Source organism: Nocardia araoensis NBRC 100135, assembly GCF_000308435.1.
Lineage (GTDB): Bacteria > Actinomycetota > Actinomycetes > Mycobacteriales > Mycobacteriaceae > Nocardia > Nocardia araoensis.
The window spans coordinates 1-14,521 of the sequence record NZ_BAFR01000054.1 but is presented as its reverse complement, the minus strand read 5'-3'; the positions used below and the strand labels follow the sequence as shown (position 1 = coordinate 14,521).

The following is a 14,521-nucleotide window of genomic DNA, read 5'->3' as shown; positions in this document are numbered from 1 at the left end:
ACGATGTCCACGTCGCACCCGAGCAGGCCGACGAATTCCGGCACGGTGAAGGCGGATTCGAGCGGACCGCGCCGCCCGAGCACGACCACCTCATCGACCTTGCTCTCGCGCAACGCCCGCAACGCGTACGGCGCGATGTCGGTGCCGGTCAGCACCTCGGGGTCGCTGGTGAGCACACGCGCGACATCGAGCGCGACATTGCCGTTGCCGACGATGACGGCACGCCGGCCGGACAGGTCGAAGGCACGGTCGGCGTAGTCGGGATGACCGTTGTACCAGGCGACGAAGTCGGTGGCCGAGACATTGCCCGCCAAACCCTCACCCGGGATGCCGAGCTTGCGATCCGACGACGCGCCGACCGCGTAGATCACGGCGTGGAAGTGGTCGAGCAGTTCGGCGTGCGAAATGTGCCCACCCACATCGATGTTCAAGTACGAACCGAACCCCGGCTGCGCCGAGATGACGTCGAACAGCTCGCCGACCTTGCGGGTCTTGTCGTGGTCCGGCGCGACGCCGTGCCTGGCCAGCCCGTAGGGCACCGGCAGCCGGTCGAACACCGTCACCGACACGTCCGGCTGGGTCAGCAGTTCGTCGGCGGCGTACATCGCCGAGGGCCCCGAGCCGACGATCGCCACCCGCAGCGGCGTGCGCTCGGTGTGGATCCGTGCCGCGGGCACCGGTCGCGCCAGCAGGGGGCGCGGCCGCGCCTGCCGGTAGAAATCGGCGTTGATCTCGATGAACGGCTTCTGCTCAGCGGTCAGCTTCTTCGCTGACACGATGGCGTCGACCGGGCACGCGGTGGCGCAGGCGCCGCAGTCCACGCACGCCTTCGGGTCGACGTACAGCATCTCCGCCGTCCGGAAGTCCGGTTCGTCGGGCGTGGGATGGATGCAGTTGACCGGGCAGGCGTACACGCAGGACGCGTCGCTGCAACAGGATTGGGTGACGACGTACGGCATCCGACTCAGGCGACCTTGCTCGCGGCGCGCAGCGGCTCCGACCGGTACCTGGTGCTCGGACCGTCGATGCCGAGCGCCTTCCAGACCGCCTTGGCGACCGGGTTCATCAACCCGATGTCCTTGGCCAGGGCGCGCACGTCGCAGAAGTAGTCGCTGAAGACCTGCTTGGCCTCCTTCGAGCCGTAGAACAGCTCCTTGCGCACCTTCTCCGGGATGTCGAACTCGGTGAAGAACGACCGCGGCGGGGTGACGATCGCGCGGCCGAGGATCCACATGACGATCGGCATGGCCAGCGAGAGGATGAACTTCTGCGCGGGCTTCGCCTCCGGCACATGGTTCTTCAGGAACTCGTGCGCGAACGAGATGTGCCGCGCCTCTTCGGCGACGTGGATGGCCATCACGCCACGCATGATCGGGTGCACGTCTTCGCCCGAGCGCAGGATCTGCTTCTGGATGTGGTCGATCGGCTCCTCACCGGCCAGCACGGCCATGAAGAACAGGTTCGGGAACCAGGCCGCAACGGGCGCGCCCAGGTACTTGAACTTGCTGACCAGCGGCCCCATGCCGGGCACATCCAGCCCGATCCGGTTGACCATCTCCTGGAACATCAGGGTGTGGTTGTGCTCCTCGATCATCTCGTGGGAGCAGTACCGGAACTCCGGCGAGCCGTTGGGCAGGCCGAAGTTGTGGATGACCATGCCGCTGATCAGAATCGACTCGAATTGCAGGCCGACCTTCGCGATATTCGCCTGCCGGTACTTGCCGACCGCGATCTTCTGCTCGGTCGACAGCGCCTGGTACCAGGGGTGGCGAGCCACCGTGTCGGCGGACACGGGCAGAATCCAGCGCTCTTCGCCCGCGTCGGCGGCGAAGTCCGGGTTGTCCCAGTCGATGTCCTCGAACGGATCGAAGTGCTTGTTGACCGATCCCTCGGAGAGCAGCAGCAGCTTCGCGGCGTACTCCTGCGCCTTCTCCAGATCGGTATCGACGGCTGGTGTCACGGCTGCGGACATCGTCGTCACTGCCTCTCCTCGATGGAACCGTTTAACTGTATCCCATAGTTACACCAATGGAGAGTCACGTCAACCCAGCACTTGCTAGGGCCGTCCGGCGATGGCGCCCTCATCACGCGCACCGCCGGACGGCCCTTGTTCATCGGGGCCGGTTCCGGGGCCTAACTCACCAGCACCCCGTCGCCGACCGCAAGGATCGAAGTTCCGAGACCGAACACCGCCGACATACTCGTGACGACGACCACCCGGCCCAGTCGGCGCCTGGTCCGGCGCGACAGCATCAGGGCCCGCGCAGCGGCACGACGACGGACCCGGCGACGCCTGACCCGGCGCAATTCGGCCGCCGCCTCCGCCGCGGCCGCCGCCCTGCGCCCGAGGATCGCGGCACCGTCCGCGGTGGTCCGCTCCGGATCCGCGGCGATGATCACCGGCCGGGCCAGCTCCGCGGCCAGGACCTCGGCCACCTCGGCCGGTCGCGCCGCCCCGCCGACCACAAGGACGCGGTCGACGTCGGCCATCGTGACGTCCGCGACCCGCAAGCACCGGTAGACGAGTTCGAGCGACTCCCGGACATGCCGCACGCGCAGTTCGCCCGCGATGGTGTCCGCGACCGACTCGGTGACCGAGGAACCGGACAGACCCGGTCCGGCCTGCTCGGCGATCAACGCGCCGAACGCGCGTCCGCCGAATTCCGTCGACCGCAGCGAGACGCCGACGATCGGATCGCGCGGACATCCTGCACCGACCCGGACCAAGGTGACGTCGAGCCCGGCGCCGCCGAGGTCGTAGACGAGGGTGAGACCGGGCATGAGCGGACCGCGGTCGGCCTCCAGCCAGGCCGCCGCCGCGACGGGTTCGGCCACCAGCGCCGCCTGCGTGAGTGCCACGCCGTCCAGCGCGGCGCGCAACGCGTCCACCTGCTCGTCGGCGTAGCGGGCCGGATAGGTCACCGCGATGCCGAGCCCGCTTCCGCAGTTCGGATGATCCCGCCGCACCTCGTCGATCAGGCACTTCGCCACCGTGGCGACGAGATCCGCCGGGGCGAGCGCACGATTGCCCACCCGCGCCCATGTGCTGGAACGCTGCGTGAGGTCGGCGAATTCGGTGACCGCGCGGCCGTGCCGGGGAATCATGCCGACCCTGGCCACGCCGGTGCTGTCGAAGGTCAGCGTGGTGCGGCGCGTGATGGTCTGCGCCCGCTGCGATTTGCGCCGCCCCGGCGGAGCCTTGGCCGAACCTTCCTCCGCGAGAACGGAAACCGTGTTCACCGTACCGATGCTCAACCCGAGACCAACCGCCATCGCAATCCACCCGATCGCCGTGCCGATTTGCTTCGAACGTCGTTTAGGCAACCACTCCGCGATCTTCGTGCCAAGTCCGGACAACCGATTGTCCGCAAGCCGCCTGTGCCCGGCGGCGCTCGTTCCCGCGCGCTTCTACGCCCTCACCTGGTCGACCAGCGCTGCACATGCCGTCCAGTCGGATTTCCTTGCGACACGCGGGGATAGATCGTGCCCGGTGGAAGTTTGCCGGATTCCGGCCAGCGAGCCGCACCTCACCCAGCGATCGCACTCCACGTGCGGAGACTCCCCTTGACGAATTCGCGCAGCGCGGTGCCGACAATTAGCCGAGCGGGCGGGCTGCCGACCCGGCGGCGAGCGTGGACATCTACCCCGCCCGCCCGAGTCGATTTACGGCGCCCCATCGGCGCGCGACCGATCGCACCCGGGGCAACCCTTGCGCAATGTGGCAGCCTGGCAGTAGCCACGGCGATGCGAGGAGGCGCAGCAACTTCTCAGCGCACCCCGCGTCGATCGGCTACCGAATCCCTCAGTGGGCGGGCAGTTCCGGGATGCGCGTGGCGCGGACGTAGACCGTCTCACCGTCCGACAGCCGCAGCGCTTCGGCGTCACCCCGGGTGACCTGCGCGGCGAACAGGTCGCCGGTCGCGGCATTGCGCAGTTCCACGCGCACCTCGAAGCCGAGGTGCACCACGCGCTCGACCGTCGCCCTGGTGACGCCCGCGGAATCGGCGGTGCCCTCGTGCTCGGCGAGCGCCATGCTGGGGTCACGGCCGACGCGAATGTCGTGTGGCCGCACCAGATGTCCGTTGAGCCGGGCCACCGCGCCGAGGAACGACATGACGAACTCGTTGGCCGGCCGGTCGTACACGTCCTCCGGAGTGCCGATCTGCTCGATGCGGCCCTTGTTCATCACCGCGATCCGGTCGGCGACGTCGAGCGCCTCCTCCTGGTCGTGGGTGACCAGCACGGTGGTCACGTGGACCTCCTCGTGCAGCCTACGCAGCCAGGTCCGCAGGTCGGCGCGGACCTTGGCGTCCAGCGCGCCGAACGGCTCGTCGAGCAGCAGCACCTGCGGATCGACGGCGAGCGCACGGGCCAGCGCCATACGCTGACGCTGGCCGCCCGACAGCTGGGCCGGGTAGCGGTGCTGGAAGCCGTCCAGTCCCACGATGCCGAGCAATTCGTCGACGCGCTTGTTGATCTCGTTCTTCGGGCGCTTGCGGATCTTCAGGCCGAACGCCACATTGTCGCGCACGGTCATGTGCTTGAACGCCGCGTAGTGCTGGAACACGAAACCGATGTCGCGCTTCTGCGGCGGCACCCGGGTGACATCGCGCCCTGCGATGGTGACCACGCCGGAGTCCAGCGACTCCAGTCCCGCGATCGAGCGCAGCAACGTCGACTTGCCCGAGCCCGACGGACCCAGCAACGCGGTGAGCTCGCCGGAGGGGATCTCCAGGCTGACGTCGTCGAGGGCGGCGAACGTGCCGTAGTTCTTGTTCGCGTTGGTCACGGTGATCACTTTGTGCCCCGCTTACGTTCGAGGAGGGTCATCAGCAGAAGGGTGACGAGGGCGATGCCCATCAGCAAGGTCGCGGCGGAGTAGGCGCCGAAGGTGTTGTGGTCGTTGATGTACCGGCCGTGCACGAGCAGCGTCAGCGTCTGCGACTTACCCGGCAGCGCGGAGGACACCATGATCACGGCGCCGAATTCGCCGAGCGCGCGGGCCACGGTGAGCACCACGCCATAGGTCAGGCCCCAGCGGATCGCGGGAAGCGTGATCCGCCAGAAGGTCTGCCACTTGGACGCGCCCAGGGTGGCCGCGGCCTGTTCCTGGTCGTCGCCGATCTCGTGCAGCACCGGCTCGACCTCGCGCACCACGAACGGCAGCGTCACGAAGATGGTGGCGATCACCATGCCGGGCAGGTTGAAGATGACCTTGAAGCCGACATCTTCCAGGCCGCCGAACCAGCCGCCCGCACCCCAGAGCAGGATCAGCGAGACGCCGACCACGACGGGCGAGACCGCGAACGGCAGGTCCACGATGCCCTGAACCAGGTTGCGGCCCGGAAACTTTCCACGGACCAGCGCCAGCGCCGTCACGATGCCGAAGACCACGTTCACCGGGACGGTGATCGCGACGATCAGCAGGGAGAGCTGGAACGCCGAGATCGCCGCGGGCGTGGTGATCGAGTCGACGAAAGTGCCGATCCCCCGCTCGAACGTGCGCCACAAGATGATGATCAGCGGCAGGAGCAGCAGCACGAACAAGTAGCCGAGCGCCACCGTCCGCAACGAGATGCGGGTCAGCGGATGCAGTTTCATCTATCCTGCTCCGTCCCACGGGAGTTCCCGCGCCCCGGCGATGCGAGGCGCTGTGCGCGATCGTGTCTCATCGGGTCGCCTGCTCCTTGCGCGCGCTTCGTTCGGCGAGCAGCCGCAGGACCAGCAGGGTCGCGAACGAGATGGCCAGCAGCGCGACCGACACGGCCGCCGCGTTCACCGGCCGATCGATCTCGATCTGCTTCTGGATGTACTGGGAGGCCATCTCGGTCTTGCGCGGAATCGCGCCGCCGATCAGCACCACCGAACCGTACTCGCCGATCGCGCGGGCGAAGGCCAGTCCGCCGCCGCTGATGATGGCGGGAGCCAGCGCGGGCAGCACGATCCTGCGGAAGGTGGTCCAGTTGTTCGCGCCCAGCGAGAGCGCCGCCTGTTCCACCTCGCGGTCGGCCTCGATCAGCACCGGCTGCACCGAACGCACCACGAACGGCAGCGTGACGAACGCCAGCGCGACCACCAGGCCCGGCTGGGTGGCGTTCAGGTGGATGTCGATCGGACTCTGCGGACCGTACAGCGAGAGCAGCACGATACTGGCGACGATGGTCGGCAGCGCGAACGGCAGGTCGATCAGCGCGTTGACCACCCCCTTGCCGGGAAACCGGTCGCGGACCAGCACCCAGGCGATCAGCGTGCCCATCACCACGTTGACCACCGCCACCACCACCGAGACCAGCACGGTGATGCGCAGCGAGTCCAGCGCGGCGGGCGCGGTGACGGCGTCCCAGAAACCGGACCACCCGTCCTCGAAGCTGGTCACGGTGAGCGCCGCCAGCGGCAGCAGCACGATGATGCTCAGCCAGAGCACCGCGGTGGCGATGCCGAGCGGACCCACCGAGCCGGTCACGCGCAGCCACGACCAGTTCCAGCGGCGTTGCTGGCGCGCGGGTTCGGAGACGCCGGGACCTGCTGCCTGCGCGGTCCCGGCGTTACTGCTCGTAGTCACAATCGTCCAGTATCCGGTGTAACGGGGGTCACGCGGTTACTTGGTCGCTTGGTCGTAGATCACCGCGACCGAGCCGGTGTTCGGGGTGAACAGTTCCTTGTCCACGGTCTTCCAGCCGCCGAGGTCGGCGATCGTCCACAGCTTCTGCGGGGTCGGGAAGTCCTTGGCGTAATCGGCGGCGACCTTCGGGTCGACCGGGCGGAAACCGGCGGCGGCCCAGGCCTTCTGGCCCGCGGTGGTGAACAGGAAGTCGCGGAAGGCGACGGCCTTCTGCTGGTTCTTGCTGTTCTTCAGCACCGCGACCGGGTTCTCGATCTTGAACGTGACCGGCGGGACGAAGTGCTCGATCTGATCGCCGTTGCGCTCGGAGAAGATCGCCTCGTTCTCGTAGCTCAGCAGAACGTCACCGGTGCCCTGCAGGAAGGTCTCGGTCGCCTCGCGGCCGGACTTCGGCTGCACCTTCACGTGCTCTTTCGAGACGAGCTTGCTCAGGTAGTCCAGGCCCGCCTGCGGGTTCTTGCCGCCGTCGCTCTTGGCCGCGTACGGCGCGAGCAGGTTCCACTTGGCCGACCCGGAGCTGAACGGGTTCGGGGTGACCACCTCGACGCCCGGCTTCAGCAGGTCGTCCCAGTCCTTGATGGCCTTGGGATTGCCCTTGCGCACGACGATCGCGACGACCGAGCCGAACGGGATGCCCTTGGTGGCGTCGGCGTTCCAGCTCGCGTCCACCAGGCCCGCGTCGACGAGGCGGGTGATGTCCGGCTCGACCGAGAAGTTCACGACGTCGGCCTCGGCGCCGTCCTTCACCTTGCGGGACTGGTCGCCGGAGGCGCCGTAGGACTGCTGGATCTGGACGTTCTTGCCCTGCTCGGTCTTGTTGAACTCGGGGATCACCTTGTCGAAACCGGGCTTCGGCACGGCGTAGGCGTAGAGGTTCAGGGTGCCGCCGCTGCCGTCGGAAGCGCCCGCCCCGACCGTGTCGCTGGCTCCGCCGCCGCACGCGGTCAGCGCGACCGCCGCTAGGGCGGCTAGGGCAACGGCGCTGTAGCGTCGGCGCGGCGAAAGCCAGGATTTGCGAGCCATCGGGGTGGACCTTTCGTGCGGACCGCCAGTTCTCCGGTAATACATCGGTGGCGGCGACAAACTTATCGATTCAGCAGACCCGCCGATCGAGCGATACGGCAGCGGCGCGACTACCGGCCCACAACGGGCCGTCGGGAAGCGAAAGCACATCTGCAAGAAGCGCGCCAGTCTGCTGACAAACGAGACGCGGATGTGCCCGGTCGCGATCAGCGACAGTAGACGTCCGCGACCGCGAGGTCACCGACAGCAATCAACGCCAATTCATGGCGGACCTGCGGGACTGCGCTCGAAGACACGGGCAGACTGTAGCAGAGCACAAGGCGGAGTTCGAATCGAAGAGCCCAGGAAGAGGGGGGTTTCATCCTATGACCACCAGTCCGGATCGCGTCCGCGCGACATTCCCCGGCATCAGCACCCGCACGTGGGAGCACCCGGCCGACCGCACCGCCCTGGTTACCCTGCGGTCACTGACAGGGTTCGATGTGGTGCTGCGCACACTGTCGGGTTTGCTGCAGGAACGCCAGCACCGGCTGTTGTATCTGGCCACTGCGGTACGGGTGGACGAGCGGCAGTTCCGCACCCTGCACCACCTGCGCGAGGACTGCGTGCGGATCCTGGATTCCCCCACGACGCCGGAGCTGTTCGTGTTGCAGAGCCCGCAGGTGAACGCCATCACCATCGGGATGGACCGGCCGTTCACCGTGCTGACCACGGGGTTGCTCGACCTGATGGACACCGAGGAACTGCGTTTCGTGGTCGGCCACGAACTCGGGCACGCGCTGTCCGGCCACGCGGTGTACCGCACGATGCTGATGCACCTGCTGCGCGTCTCGGCGAGCGTCGGCTGGTTGCCCGTCGGCGGCTGGGCGCTGCGCGGCATCGTCGCGGCGCTGATGGAGTGGAGCCGCAAGTCCGAGCTGTCCGGCGACCGGGCCGGGCTGCTGTGCGGCCAGGACGTCGACGCCTCGGTCCGTGTGCACATGAAGACCGCTGGAGGCGCCTGGGTGAAGGAGATGAACCACGGGGCCTTCCTGGCTCAGGCCGACGACTACGAGCGGTCCGGCGATCTGCGCGACGGCGTGCTGAAGCTGCTCAACCTGGAGTTGCAGACTCACCCGTTCTCCGTGCTGCGCGCGGCCGAACTGCGCCGCTGGATCCAGAGCGGCGACTACGACCGCGTGCTCGCGGGCGACTATCCGCGCCGTGACCAGGATCGCGCCACCCGGATCACCGACGAGATGAAAGCCGCCGCCCGCACCTACCGCATGAACTTCGACCAGTCCGAGGATCCGCTCATCCGCACCGTGCGCACACTGGGCCGGGATGTCGGCGCGGCGGCGAGCACGGTCGCTCACGAAGTCGGCGACACCGTCGCGAAGCTCGGCAAGCGGTTCGGCGACTGGCGCGGCGGCGGAAATTGACCGTCAGCGGGTGATCAACCAGGCGACGACGATCAATACGAGCAGAGCGATCAGGGCGAGCTGAACCCGGGATCGAGGCATCAGTGCGCCCCGCTCTGCACGGGAGTGCGATCGGCGGCGACGTGCTCGGCCTCGAGCACCACCGCGGCGCCGGCGGGGGCGGGCCGCACCGGTGCGGGATGGGCGCCGTACCGGCGATCGAGGATGCGCAGCACGGCACGCAGCACGCGATCGAGCCCGTAGGCGATGGCGAAGCTGATCGGGACCATGCCCACGAGGACAACGAGGAACTGCGGGATGAACGGCAGTCCCGCCACCCACAGCTCGAAGCCGTCCCACCAACCTGCGATGCGATGCACGACTCCAGCCTAGTCGGTACGCCGGCCGGTGCGCCGAGACCGTCGGACCGGAGCCGAGCGGTGGACGCCGGGCGCGCATCGGTCCGAAGATGGGGTATGGCGTCCTCCGATGACCTCACTCTCAACGACTCCGACGGCCTGCCGACGAACTTGGCCGAAACCCACCGCCGCGGCGCCTACCCGCCGATCGATGACTACGCCTTCCTGTCCGACTGCGAGACGAGTGCCCTGATCGCCAGCAATGGCGCGGTGGAATGGATGTGTGTGCCGCGGCCGGATTCGCCCAGCATCTTCGGGGCGTTGCTGGACCGCAGCGCCGGGCACTTCCGGGTCGGGCCGTACGGCGTCAACGTGCCCGCCGCCCGCCGCTACCTGCCCGGCGGGATGATCCTGGAGACCACCTGGCAGACCGGCACCGGCTGGCTGATCGTGCGCGACGCGCTGGTGCTCGGACCCTGGCACAACAACGATCAGCGCAGCAAGACCCACCGGCGCACCCCGATGGACTGGGATGCCGAGCACCTGCTGCTGCGCACGGTGAAATGCGTGAACGGCACCGTGGAGCTGGAGGTGAGCTGCGAGCCCGCGTTCGATTACCACCGGGCCAGCGCCCGCTGGGAGTACACCGGCAAGGTGTACGAGGAGGCGACCGCGGTGCGCGGCGACGATCCCAGCGCCGGGCCGAGCCTGGTGCTCACCACGGATCTGCGCCTCGGCCTCGAGGGTCGCGAGGCGCGCGCCCGCACCAGGATGAAGGAGGGCGACGAGGTCTTCGTCGCGCTCACCTGGTCGGAACTGCCCGCGCCGCGCACCTTCGGCGAGGCCGCCGAGAAGATGTGGCAGACCACCGAATGCTGGCGCCAGTGGATCACGCTCGGCAAGTTCCCCGATCACCCGTGGCGCAACTACTTGCAGCGCAGCGCGCTCACCCTCAAAGGCCTCACCTACGCTCCGACCGGCGCCCTGATGGCCGCCGCCACCACCTCGCTGCCGGAAACCCCTGGCGGAGAACGCAATTGGGATTACCGCTACAGCTGGGTGCGGGATGCCAGCTTCGCGCTGTGGGGCCTGTACACGCTGGGCCTGGACCGGGAGGCCGACGACTTCTTCGCCTTTCTCAACGACGCGACGACCGGCGAGGACGGCGAGCCGGTCCCGCTGCAGGTGCTCTACGGCATCGGCGGCGAACGGCAGCTCGACGAGATCATCCTCGATCACTTCGGCGGCTACGACCAGTCCCGTCCGGTGCGCATCGGCAACAATGCCTACAGCCAGGATCAGCACGACATCTGGGGCACCATGCTCGACGCGGTGTACCTGCACGTGAAGTCGCGCCAGCAGGTGCCGGAGACGCTGTGGCCGCTACTGGTCCGCCAAGTGCACGCCGCCATCGAGCACTGGAAGGAGCCCGACCGGGGCATCTGGGAGGTGCGCGGCGAGCCGCAGCACTTCACCTCGTCCAAGGTGATGTGCTGGGTGGCGCTGGACCGCGGCGCGAAGCTCGCCGAGTTGCACGGCCAGTTCGAGCACGCCGAAGAGTGGTACGCGATCGCGGAGGAGATCAAGGCCGACGTCCTGGCCAACGGCGTCACCTCCGAAGGCGTGTTCACCCAGGTCTACGGCGGTGACACCCTGGACGCCTCGCTGCTGCTGGTGGTGCTCACCCGCTTCCTGCCGCCCGAGGACGACCGCGTGCGCGCGACCGTGCTTGCGATCGCCGACCGGCTCACCGAGAACGGCTTGGTGCTGCGGTACCGCACCGAGACCACCGACGACGGCTTGAGCGGCACGGAAGGAGCGTTCACCATCTGCTCGTTCTGGCTGGTCTCCGCACTGGTGGAGATCGGCGAGGTACAGCGTGCTCGGCACCTGTGCGAACGACTGCTCGGCTTCGCCAGCCCGCTGCGGTTGTACGCCGAGGAGATCGATCCGCGCAGCGGCCGCCACCTCGGCAACTTCCCCCAGGCGTTCACCCACCTCGCGCTGATCAACGCCGTGACCCACGTCATCCGTGCCGAGCACTCCGGGCACGCGGGCCGCTTCCAACCCGCGCACACCCCGCAGGGTCATCCGGTCTGATTCCGGGGGCACCTCGATCCGACACCACAGGGTCATCCGGCCGGATATTTGGGCGCGTCGACACGGCAGGATCGTCCGGCCGGATATCGGGGGCGCTTCGATGGGGCACCGCAGGATCATCCGGCCGGACCCACGCCGGGCGACGCTCTACGCGGGAACCAGTCCGTCGGCCTCTTCGCGCAGCGCACGCAGTTTGCCGAGCCGCGCCTCGAGGTCGGCGATCCGGTCCGTCCTGCGGTCGCCGTATTTCCCGTAGTTCTCCTCGGCCGAGCGCAGCGCGTCGTCCGCGGTGCGCGAGACCTCGGTCGCGATGTCGGTGAAGTGGTCGCGCAGCACCCGCTGCACGGCGCGCAAGCGGTTGCGCGACTCCTTGCCGACCTGGAAGATCACGTCGTCCATCAGGCGGGCCACCGCCACCTTGGCCTCGGCTCTGCGGCGCAGCTTGCGGTTCTTGCGGTCGTCCCACAGCGCGTTGACGCCCAGTAGCACGCCCGCGCCCGCCGAGTACCAGTTCACCAACGACATGCCCAGCAGGCTGGTGGCCAGACCGACCATCAGAATGCCGCCGTAGGAGCCGCGCAGACCGGTGAGGAACTGCTGGGTCACCCCCGCTTTCGCGCTTTCGAGCGGCTCCAGCGGCTGCACCGCTTCCAGCACCTCACCGGGGTTGGCCAAGCGCAGGTCCGGTAGCGGAGGGGTGCGGTTGTCGGCCGGGAACTTGGCGGCCACCTGCTCGGACAGTTCCATCGAGCGGTAGTGCGCCACGGCGAAGTTCTCCTCGACCGCCTCGCAGATGCGCGCGTCCAGATCGGCGCCGAATTCCTTCCACCGGCGCGCCGGGTCGGTCTGGGCGATCTCGGCCTCGGCGTCGCGGATCAGGCTGCGCAGCCGATGGCGCAGGTCGTGCTCGATGTCGGCCATCAGCTCCGTCGCGCCGTCGACCAGCGTCACCTGCCAGTTCGCGGTGCGCTGGCGCAGCTGGTCGGCTTCGTCGCGCGCGCGGGCGAGCTGGTCGGTGATCTCGGCGCGGCGGCGCGGATCGCGCAGCGCCTCGGCCTCGGTGCGCAGGGTCAGCGCGAGATGGTCGCAGACCAGGCGGATGTCTCCGACCGCGGCTTCCAGCGCCACCGCGTCCGCGCGGGCGACCACGTAGTCGCGCAGATGATCGATCAGCTGCGGTACGCCGGATTCGATGTCGCGCTGGTAGTCGCCGGTCAACCCGGCCTGCCGGTGCAGTTCCGCGGAGACCGGGGCCACCGCGAAGCCGAGTCCCGCCGAGTCCAGCAGCTCCCGGTTGCGCTGCTGGGTGCGCGACCAGTGCGCGAACACGTCGATCTTGTTCAGCACGCAGATCACGGTCGGGCAGATCTGCTGGATGCGTTGCAATTCGGCGATCTGCTCCACGGTCAGCTCGGTGCCCGCGTCGCCGACGTAGAGCACGGCGTCGGCCGCGGCGATCATCGACCAGGTGGTGCGGTTGTCGCCCAGCCCACCCGGTGCGTCCATGACGACGACACCGTCGGCGAGCAGCGGGCTCGGCTGGGTGAACTCGGCGCGGACGACGCCTTGGGTGGCCAGCGCGGGACCGGGATCGAGCGGATCGACCGACTGACGCTCGGTACGGCCGTACTCGGTCTGCCGCACCAGCGTCGCGGTCGGCTCCGGCCCGTACTCGACGATCACCGGCACGCTCAAATCGCTGTTCGTCGCGCTGACCGAGGCACCGACCAGGCTGTTGACCAGCGTGCTCATGCCGTTCTTCGGATGGCCGACGACCACAAGCCGTACCCGGGGATCGCTCACCCTGGCATGGACCATGCTCAGCCTGCTGCCGAGGTCGTCGCGTCCCGCGGATCGGGCCGTCTCCCGCAGCTCGTCGAGGATCCGAATGAGCGGGGCCATCGCGTCCGGATGTTTCACGGTCGCAGCCTTCAGCCCGGCAGCGGCAGACAACCCTCCTCCTTACTTCTCGGTGACTTTCGTTCCGGTACCCCCTGCGAACACTCCGCAGTCGTCGGAACCTTCCGCGGCCCTGCTAGATCAGGGAGATGTCATCGGACACATAGTGGTGCGTTTCCACTATGCCCGGCTCCGGCAACAGGGCGCCGGAAAGGCCGCCCCCCGACGACAACGTCATGGCGGAGTGGTCGTAGGTGTAGTCGGCGACCGGGTAGGCGGAGTCGGCCGGGTGGTCGAGCGCCACCGGCGCCGAGATGCCGTGCGGCTTGGGATCGATCACCTGCGGCTTGATCGGCGCCTGGGTGGGCACGGGGGCAGTGTAGGTCGGCGCGGACGGAGCGTGCGGCTCGACGGTGGGCGCGTTCGCCGGGGCGCTGTAGGTCGGCTGGTCCGGCGCGGAGTACGTCGGCTGCGACGGCCTGCTCACGGTCGGTACCTCGCCGGTGGGCAGCTCGTGGGTCGGCACGTCGTTGGTGGGATAGGTGCTGTTGGACGTGCCGCCGGTGCTCGGCCGACCGGTGCCGCCGGGGGTGGTCACATCGTCATCCGGGGTGGTCGGCGCATGCGTGGGCGCCGGGGTCTGGGTGACCGTCGGGGCCTTGGTGGTGGGCACGTCCGGCGCGGTGGTGACGCCGCCGTGTGGCACCGTCGTGGCGCCCGGAATCTTCGTGACGTCGTGATCCGGCGTCTTCGGCACGGACGGGGTGGTCACATCGCCGGGAACGCTCGGCGTCGGTGTGGTCTTGACGATCGTCGTCGGCGCGGTCACGGTCGACGCGGGCGACTGCGTCGGGTGCGACGGCTGCGAGTCGATGACCGGGGCGGGCTTCACCGTGGGCGTCGGCCGAATCGCGTCGAACAACGCGGGGACGGTCGCGGCGGGAGCGGTCAGCACGGACGGTCCCTCCGGCGCGGCGAGCACGTTCGCGATCGGGGTCGAGGCGGCGTCGGGCTGGATCGTGGTCTGCAGCGGAGTGACCGCGACCACCGGCGCCGCGGCGACCGCCGCGGGCGCCGGGGCGGGCACCGTGGCGGCAGGGACCACCGGCGCGACCGCG

12 protein-coding genes and 1 pseudogene are annotated in these 14,521 nt (G+C 68.7%); 2 read left to right on the top strand and 11 right to left on the bottom strand.

Features of this window, described 5'->3' with window-relative positions:
- The 8 genes from ON21_RS07545 to ON21_RS40920 form a co-directional block, all read right to left on the bottom strand.
- On the bottom strand, window positions 1-959 hold a 959-nt coding region (locus ON21_RS07545; RefSeq protein ID WP_039796739.1), incomplete at its 3' end, for a 4Fe-4S binding protein.
- Between the two features lie 5 nt (window positions 960-964).
- Entirely contained in the window at window positions 965-1,972 is a 1,008-nt protein-coding gene (locus tag ON21_RS07540) for an AurF N-oxygenase family protein (RefSeq protein ID WP_039796736.1), read from the bottom strand.
- A gap of 161 nt (window positions 1,973-2,133) precedes the next feature.
- Entirely contained in the window at window positions 2,134-3,240 is a 1,107-nt protein-coding gene (locus tag ON21_RS07535) for an Hsp70 family protein (protein ID WP_245562500.1), read from the bottom strand.
- Window positions 3,241-3,802: 562 nt separating this feature from the next.
- Window positions 3,803-4,798, bottom strand: a complete 996-nt coding sequence (locus tag ON21_RS07530; RefSeq protein WP_039796734.1) for a sulfate/molybdate ABC transporter ATP-binding protein — start codon at window positions 4,796-4,798, stop codon at window positions 3,803-3,805.
- Window positions 4,795-5,601: a sulfate ABC transporter permease subunit CysW gene (cysW, locus tag ON21_RS07525; protein ID WP_039796733.1), complete on the bottom strand. Its 807-nt coding sequence runs from the start codon at window positions 5,599-5,601 to the stop codon at window positions 4,795-4,797. Before cysW ends, ON21_RS07530 begins: the two co-directional genes overlap by 4 nt.
- A 67-nt stretch (window positions 5,602-5,668) precedes the next feature.
- Window positions 5,669-6,469 carry a sulfate ABC transporter permease subunit CysT gene (gene cysT / locus ON21_RS07520; protein WP_051020440.1) on the bottom strand — a complete coding sequence of 267 codons (801 nt, stop codon included), beginning with the start codon at window positions 6,467-6,469 and terminating at the stop codon, window positions 5,669-5,671.
- Window positions 6,470-6,598: 129 nt separating this feature from the next.
- Complete coding sequence (locus ON21_RS07515) at window positions 6,599-7,645, bottom strand: sulfate ABC transporter substrate-binding protein (protein WP_039796732.1); 1,047 nt, start codon at window positions 7,643-7,645, stop codon at window positions 6,599-6,601.
- Window positions 7,646-7,851: 206 nt separating this feature from the next.
- Entirely contained in the window at window positions 7,852-8,007 is a 156-nt protein-coding gene (locus tag ON21_RS40920) for an Ms4533A family Cys-rich leader peptide (protein ID WP_353963123.1), read from the bottom strand.
- 3 nt (window positions 8,008-8,010) lie between these two features.
- On the opposite strand from ON21_RS40920, the gene ON21_RS07510 reads away from it, so the two are divergent.
- Window positions 8,011-9,066: a M48 family metallopeptidase gene (locus ON21_RS07510; RefSeq protein ID WP_039796731.1), complete on the top strand. Its 1,056-nt coding sequence runs from the start codon at window positions 8,011-8,013 to the stop codon at window positions 9,064-9,066.
- An 80-nt stretch (window positions 9,067-9,146) separates the two neighbouring features.
- Here the strand turns inward: ON21_RS07510 and ON21_RS07505 are convergent, their stop codons facing one another.
- Window positions 9,147-9,425, bottom strand: a complete 279-nt coding sequence (locus ON21_RS07505) for a hypothetical protein (RefSeq protein WP_039796730.1) — start codon at window positions 9,423-9,425, stop codon at window positions 9,147-9,149.
- A gap of 96 nt (window positions 9,426-9,521) precedes the next feature.
- Here ON21_RS07505 and ON21_RS07500 point away from each other — a divergent pair, with 96 nt between their 5' ends.
- Window positions 9,522-11,504, top strand: a complete 1,983-nt coding sequence (locus tag ON21_RS07500; RefSeq protein ID WP_039796729.1) for a glycoside hydrolase family 15 protein — start codon at window positions 9,522-9,524, stop codon at window positions 11,502-11,504.
- A 147-nt stretch (window positions 11,505-11,651) separates the two neighbouring features.
- Here ON21_RS07500 and ON21_RS07495 read toward each other — a convergent pair whose 3' ends face one another.
- Both ON21_RS07495 and ON21_RS07490 read right to left on the bottom strand, forming a co-directional pair.
- Window positions 11,652-13,457 (bottom strand): dynamin family protein, encoded by a 1,806-nt coding sequence (locus tag ON21_RS07495; RefSeq protein ID WP_039796728.1) that lies wholly within the window; start codon window positions 13,455-13,457, stop codon window positions 11,652-11,654.
- A gap of 82 nt (window positions 13,458-13,539) precedes the next feature.
- Window positions 13,540-14,521 (bottom strand): annotated as a pseudogene (locus ON21_RS07490) (hypothetical protein); the annotation flags it as partial.

Excerpts from the sequence above, each read along its gene's own strand:
- ON21_RS07540 (WP_039796736.1), bottom strand. The coding sequence starts at position 1,972 with ATGTCCGCAGCCGTGACACCAGCCGTCGATACCGATCTGGAGAAGGCG.
- cysW (WP_039796733.1), bottom strand. The coding sequence starts at position 5,601 with ATGAAACTGCATCCGCTGACCCGCATCTCGTTGCGGACGGTGGCGCTC.
- ON21_RS07515 (WP_039796732.1), bottom strand. The coding sequence starts at position 7,645 with ATGGCTCGCAAATCCTGGCTTTCGCCGCGCCGACGCTACAGCGCCGTT.
- ON21_RS40920 (WP_353963123.1), bottom strand. The coding sequence starts at position 8,007 with ATGAAACCCCCCTCTTCCTGGGCTCTTCGATTCGAACTCCGCCTTGTG.
- ON21_RS07510 (WP_039796731.1), top strand. The coding sequence starts at position 8,011 with ATGACCACCAGTCCGGATCGCGTCCGCGCGACATTCCCCGGCATCAGC.
- ON21_RS07500 (WP_039796729.1), top strand. The coding sequence starts at position 9,522 with ATGGCGTCCTCCGATGACCTCACTCTCAACGACTCCGACGGCCTGCCG.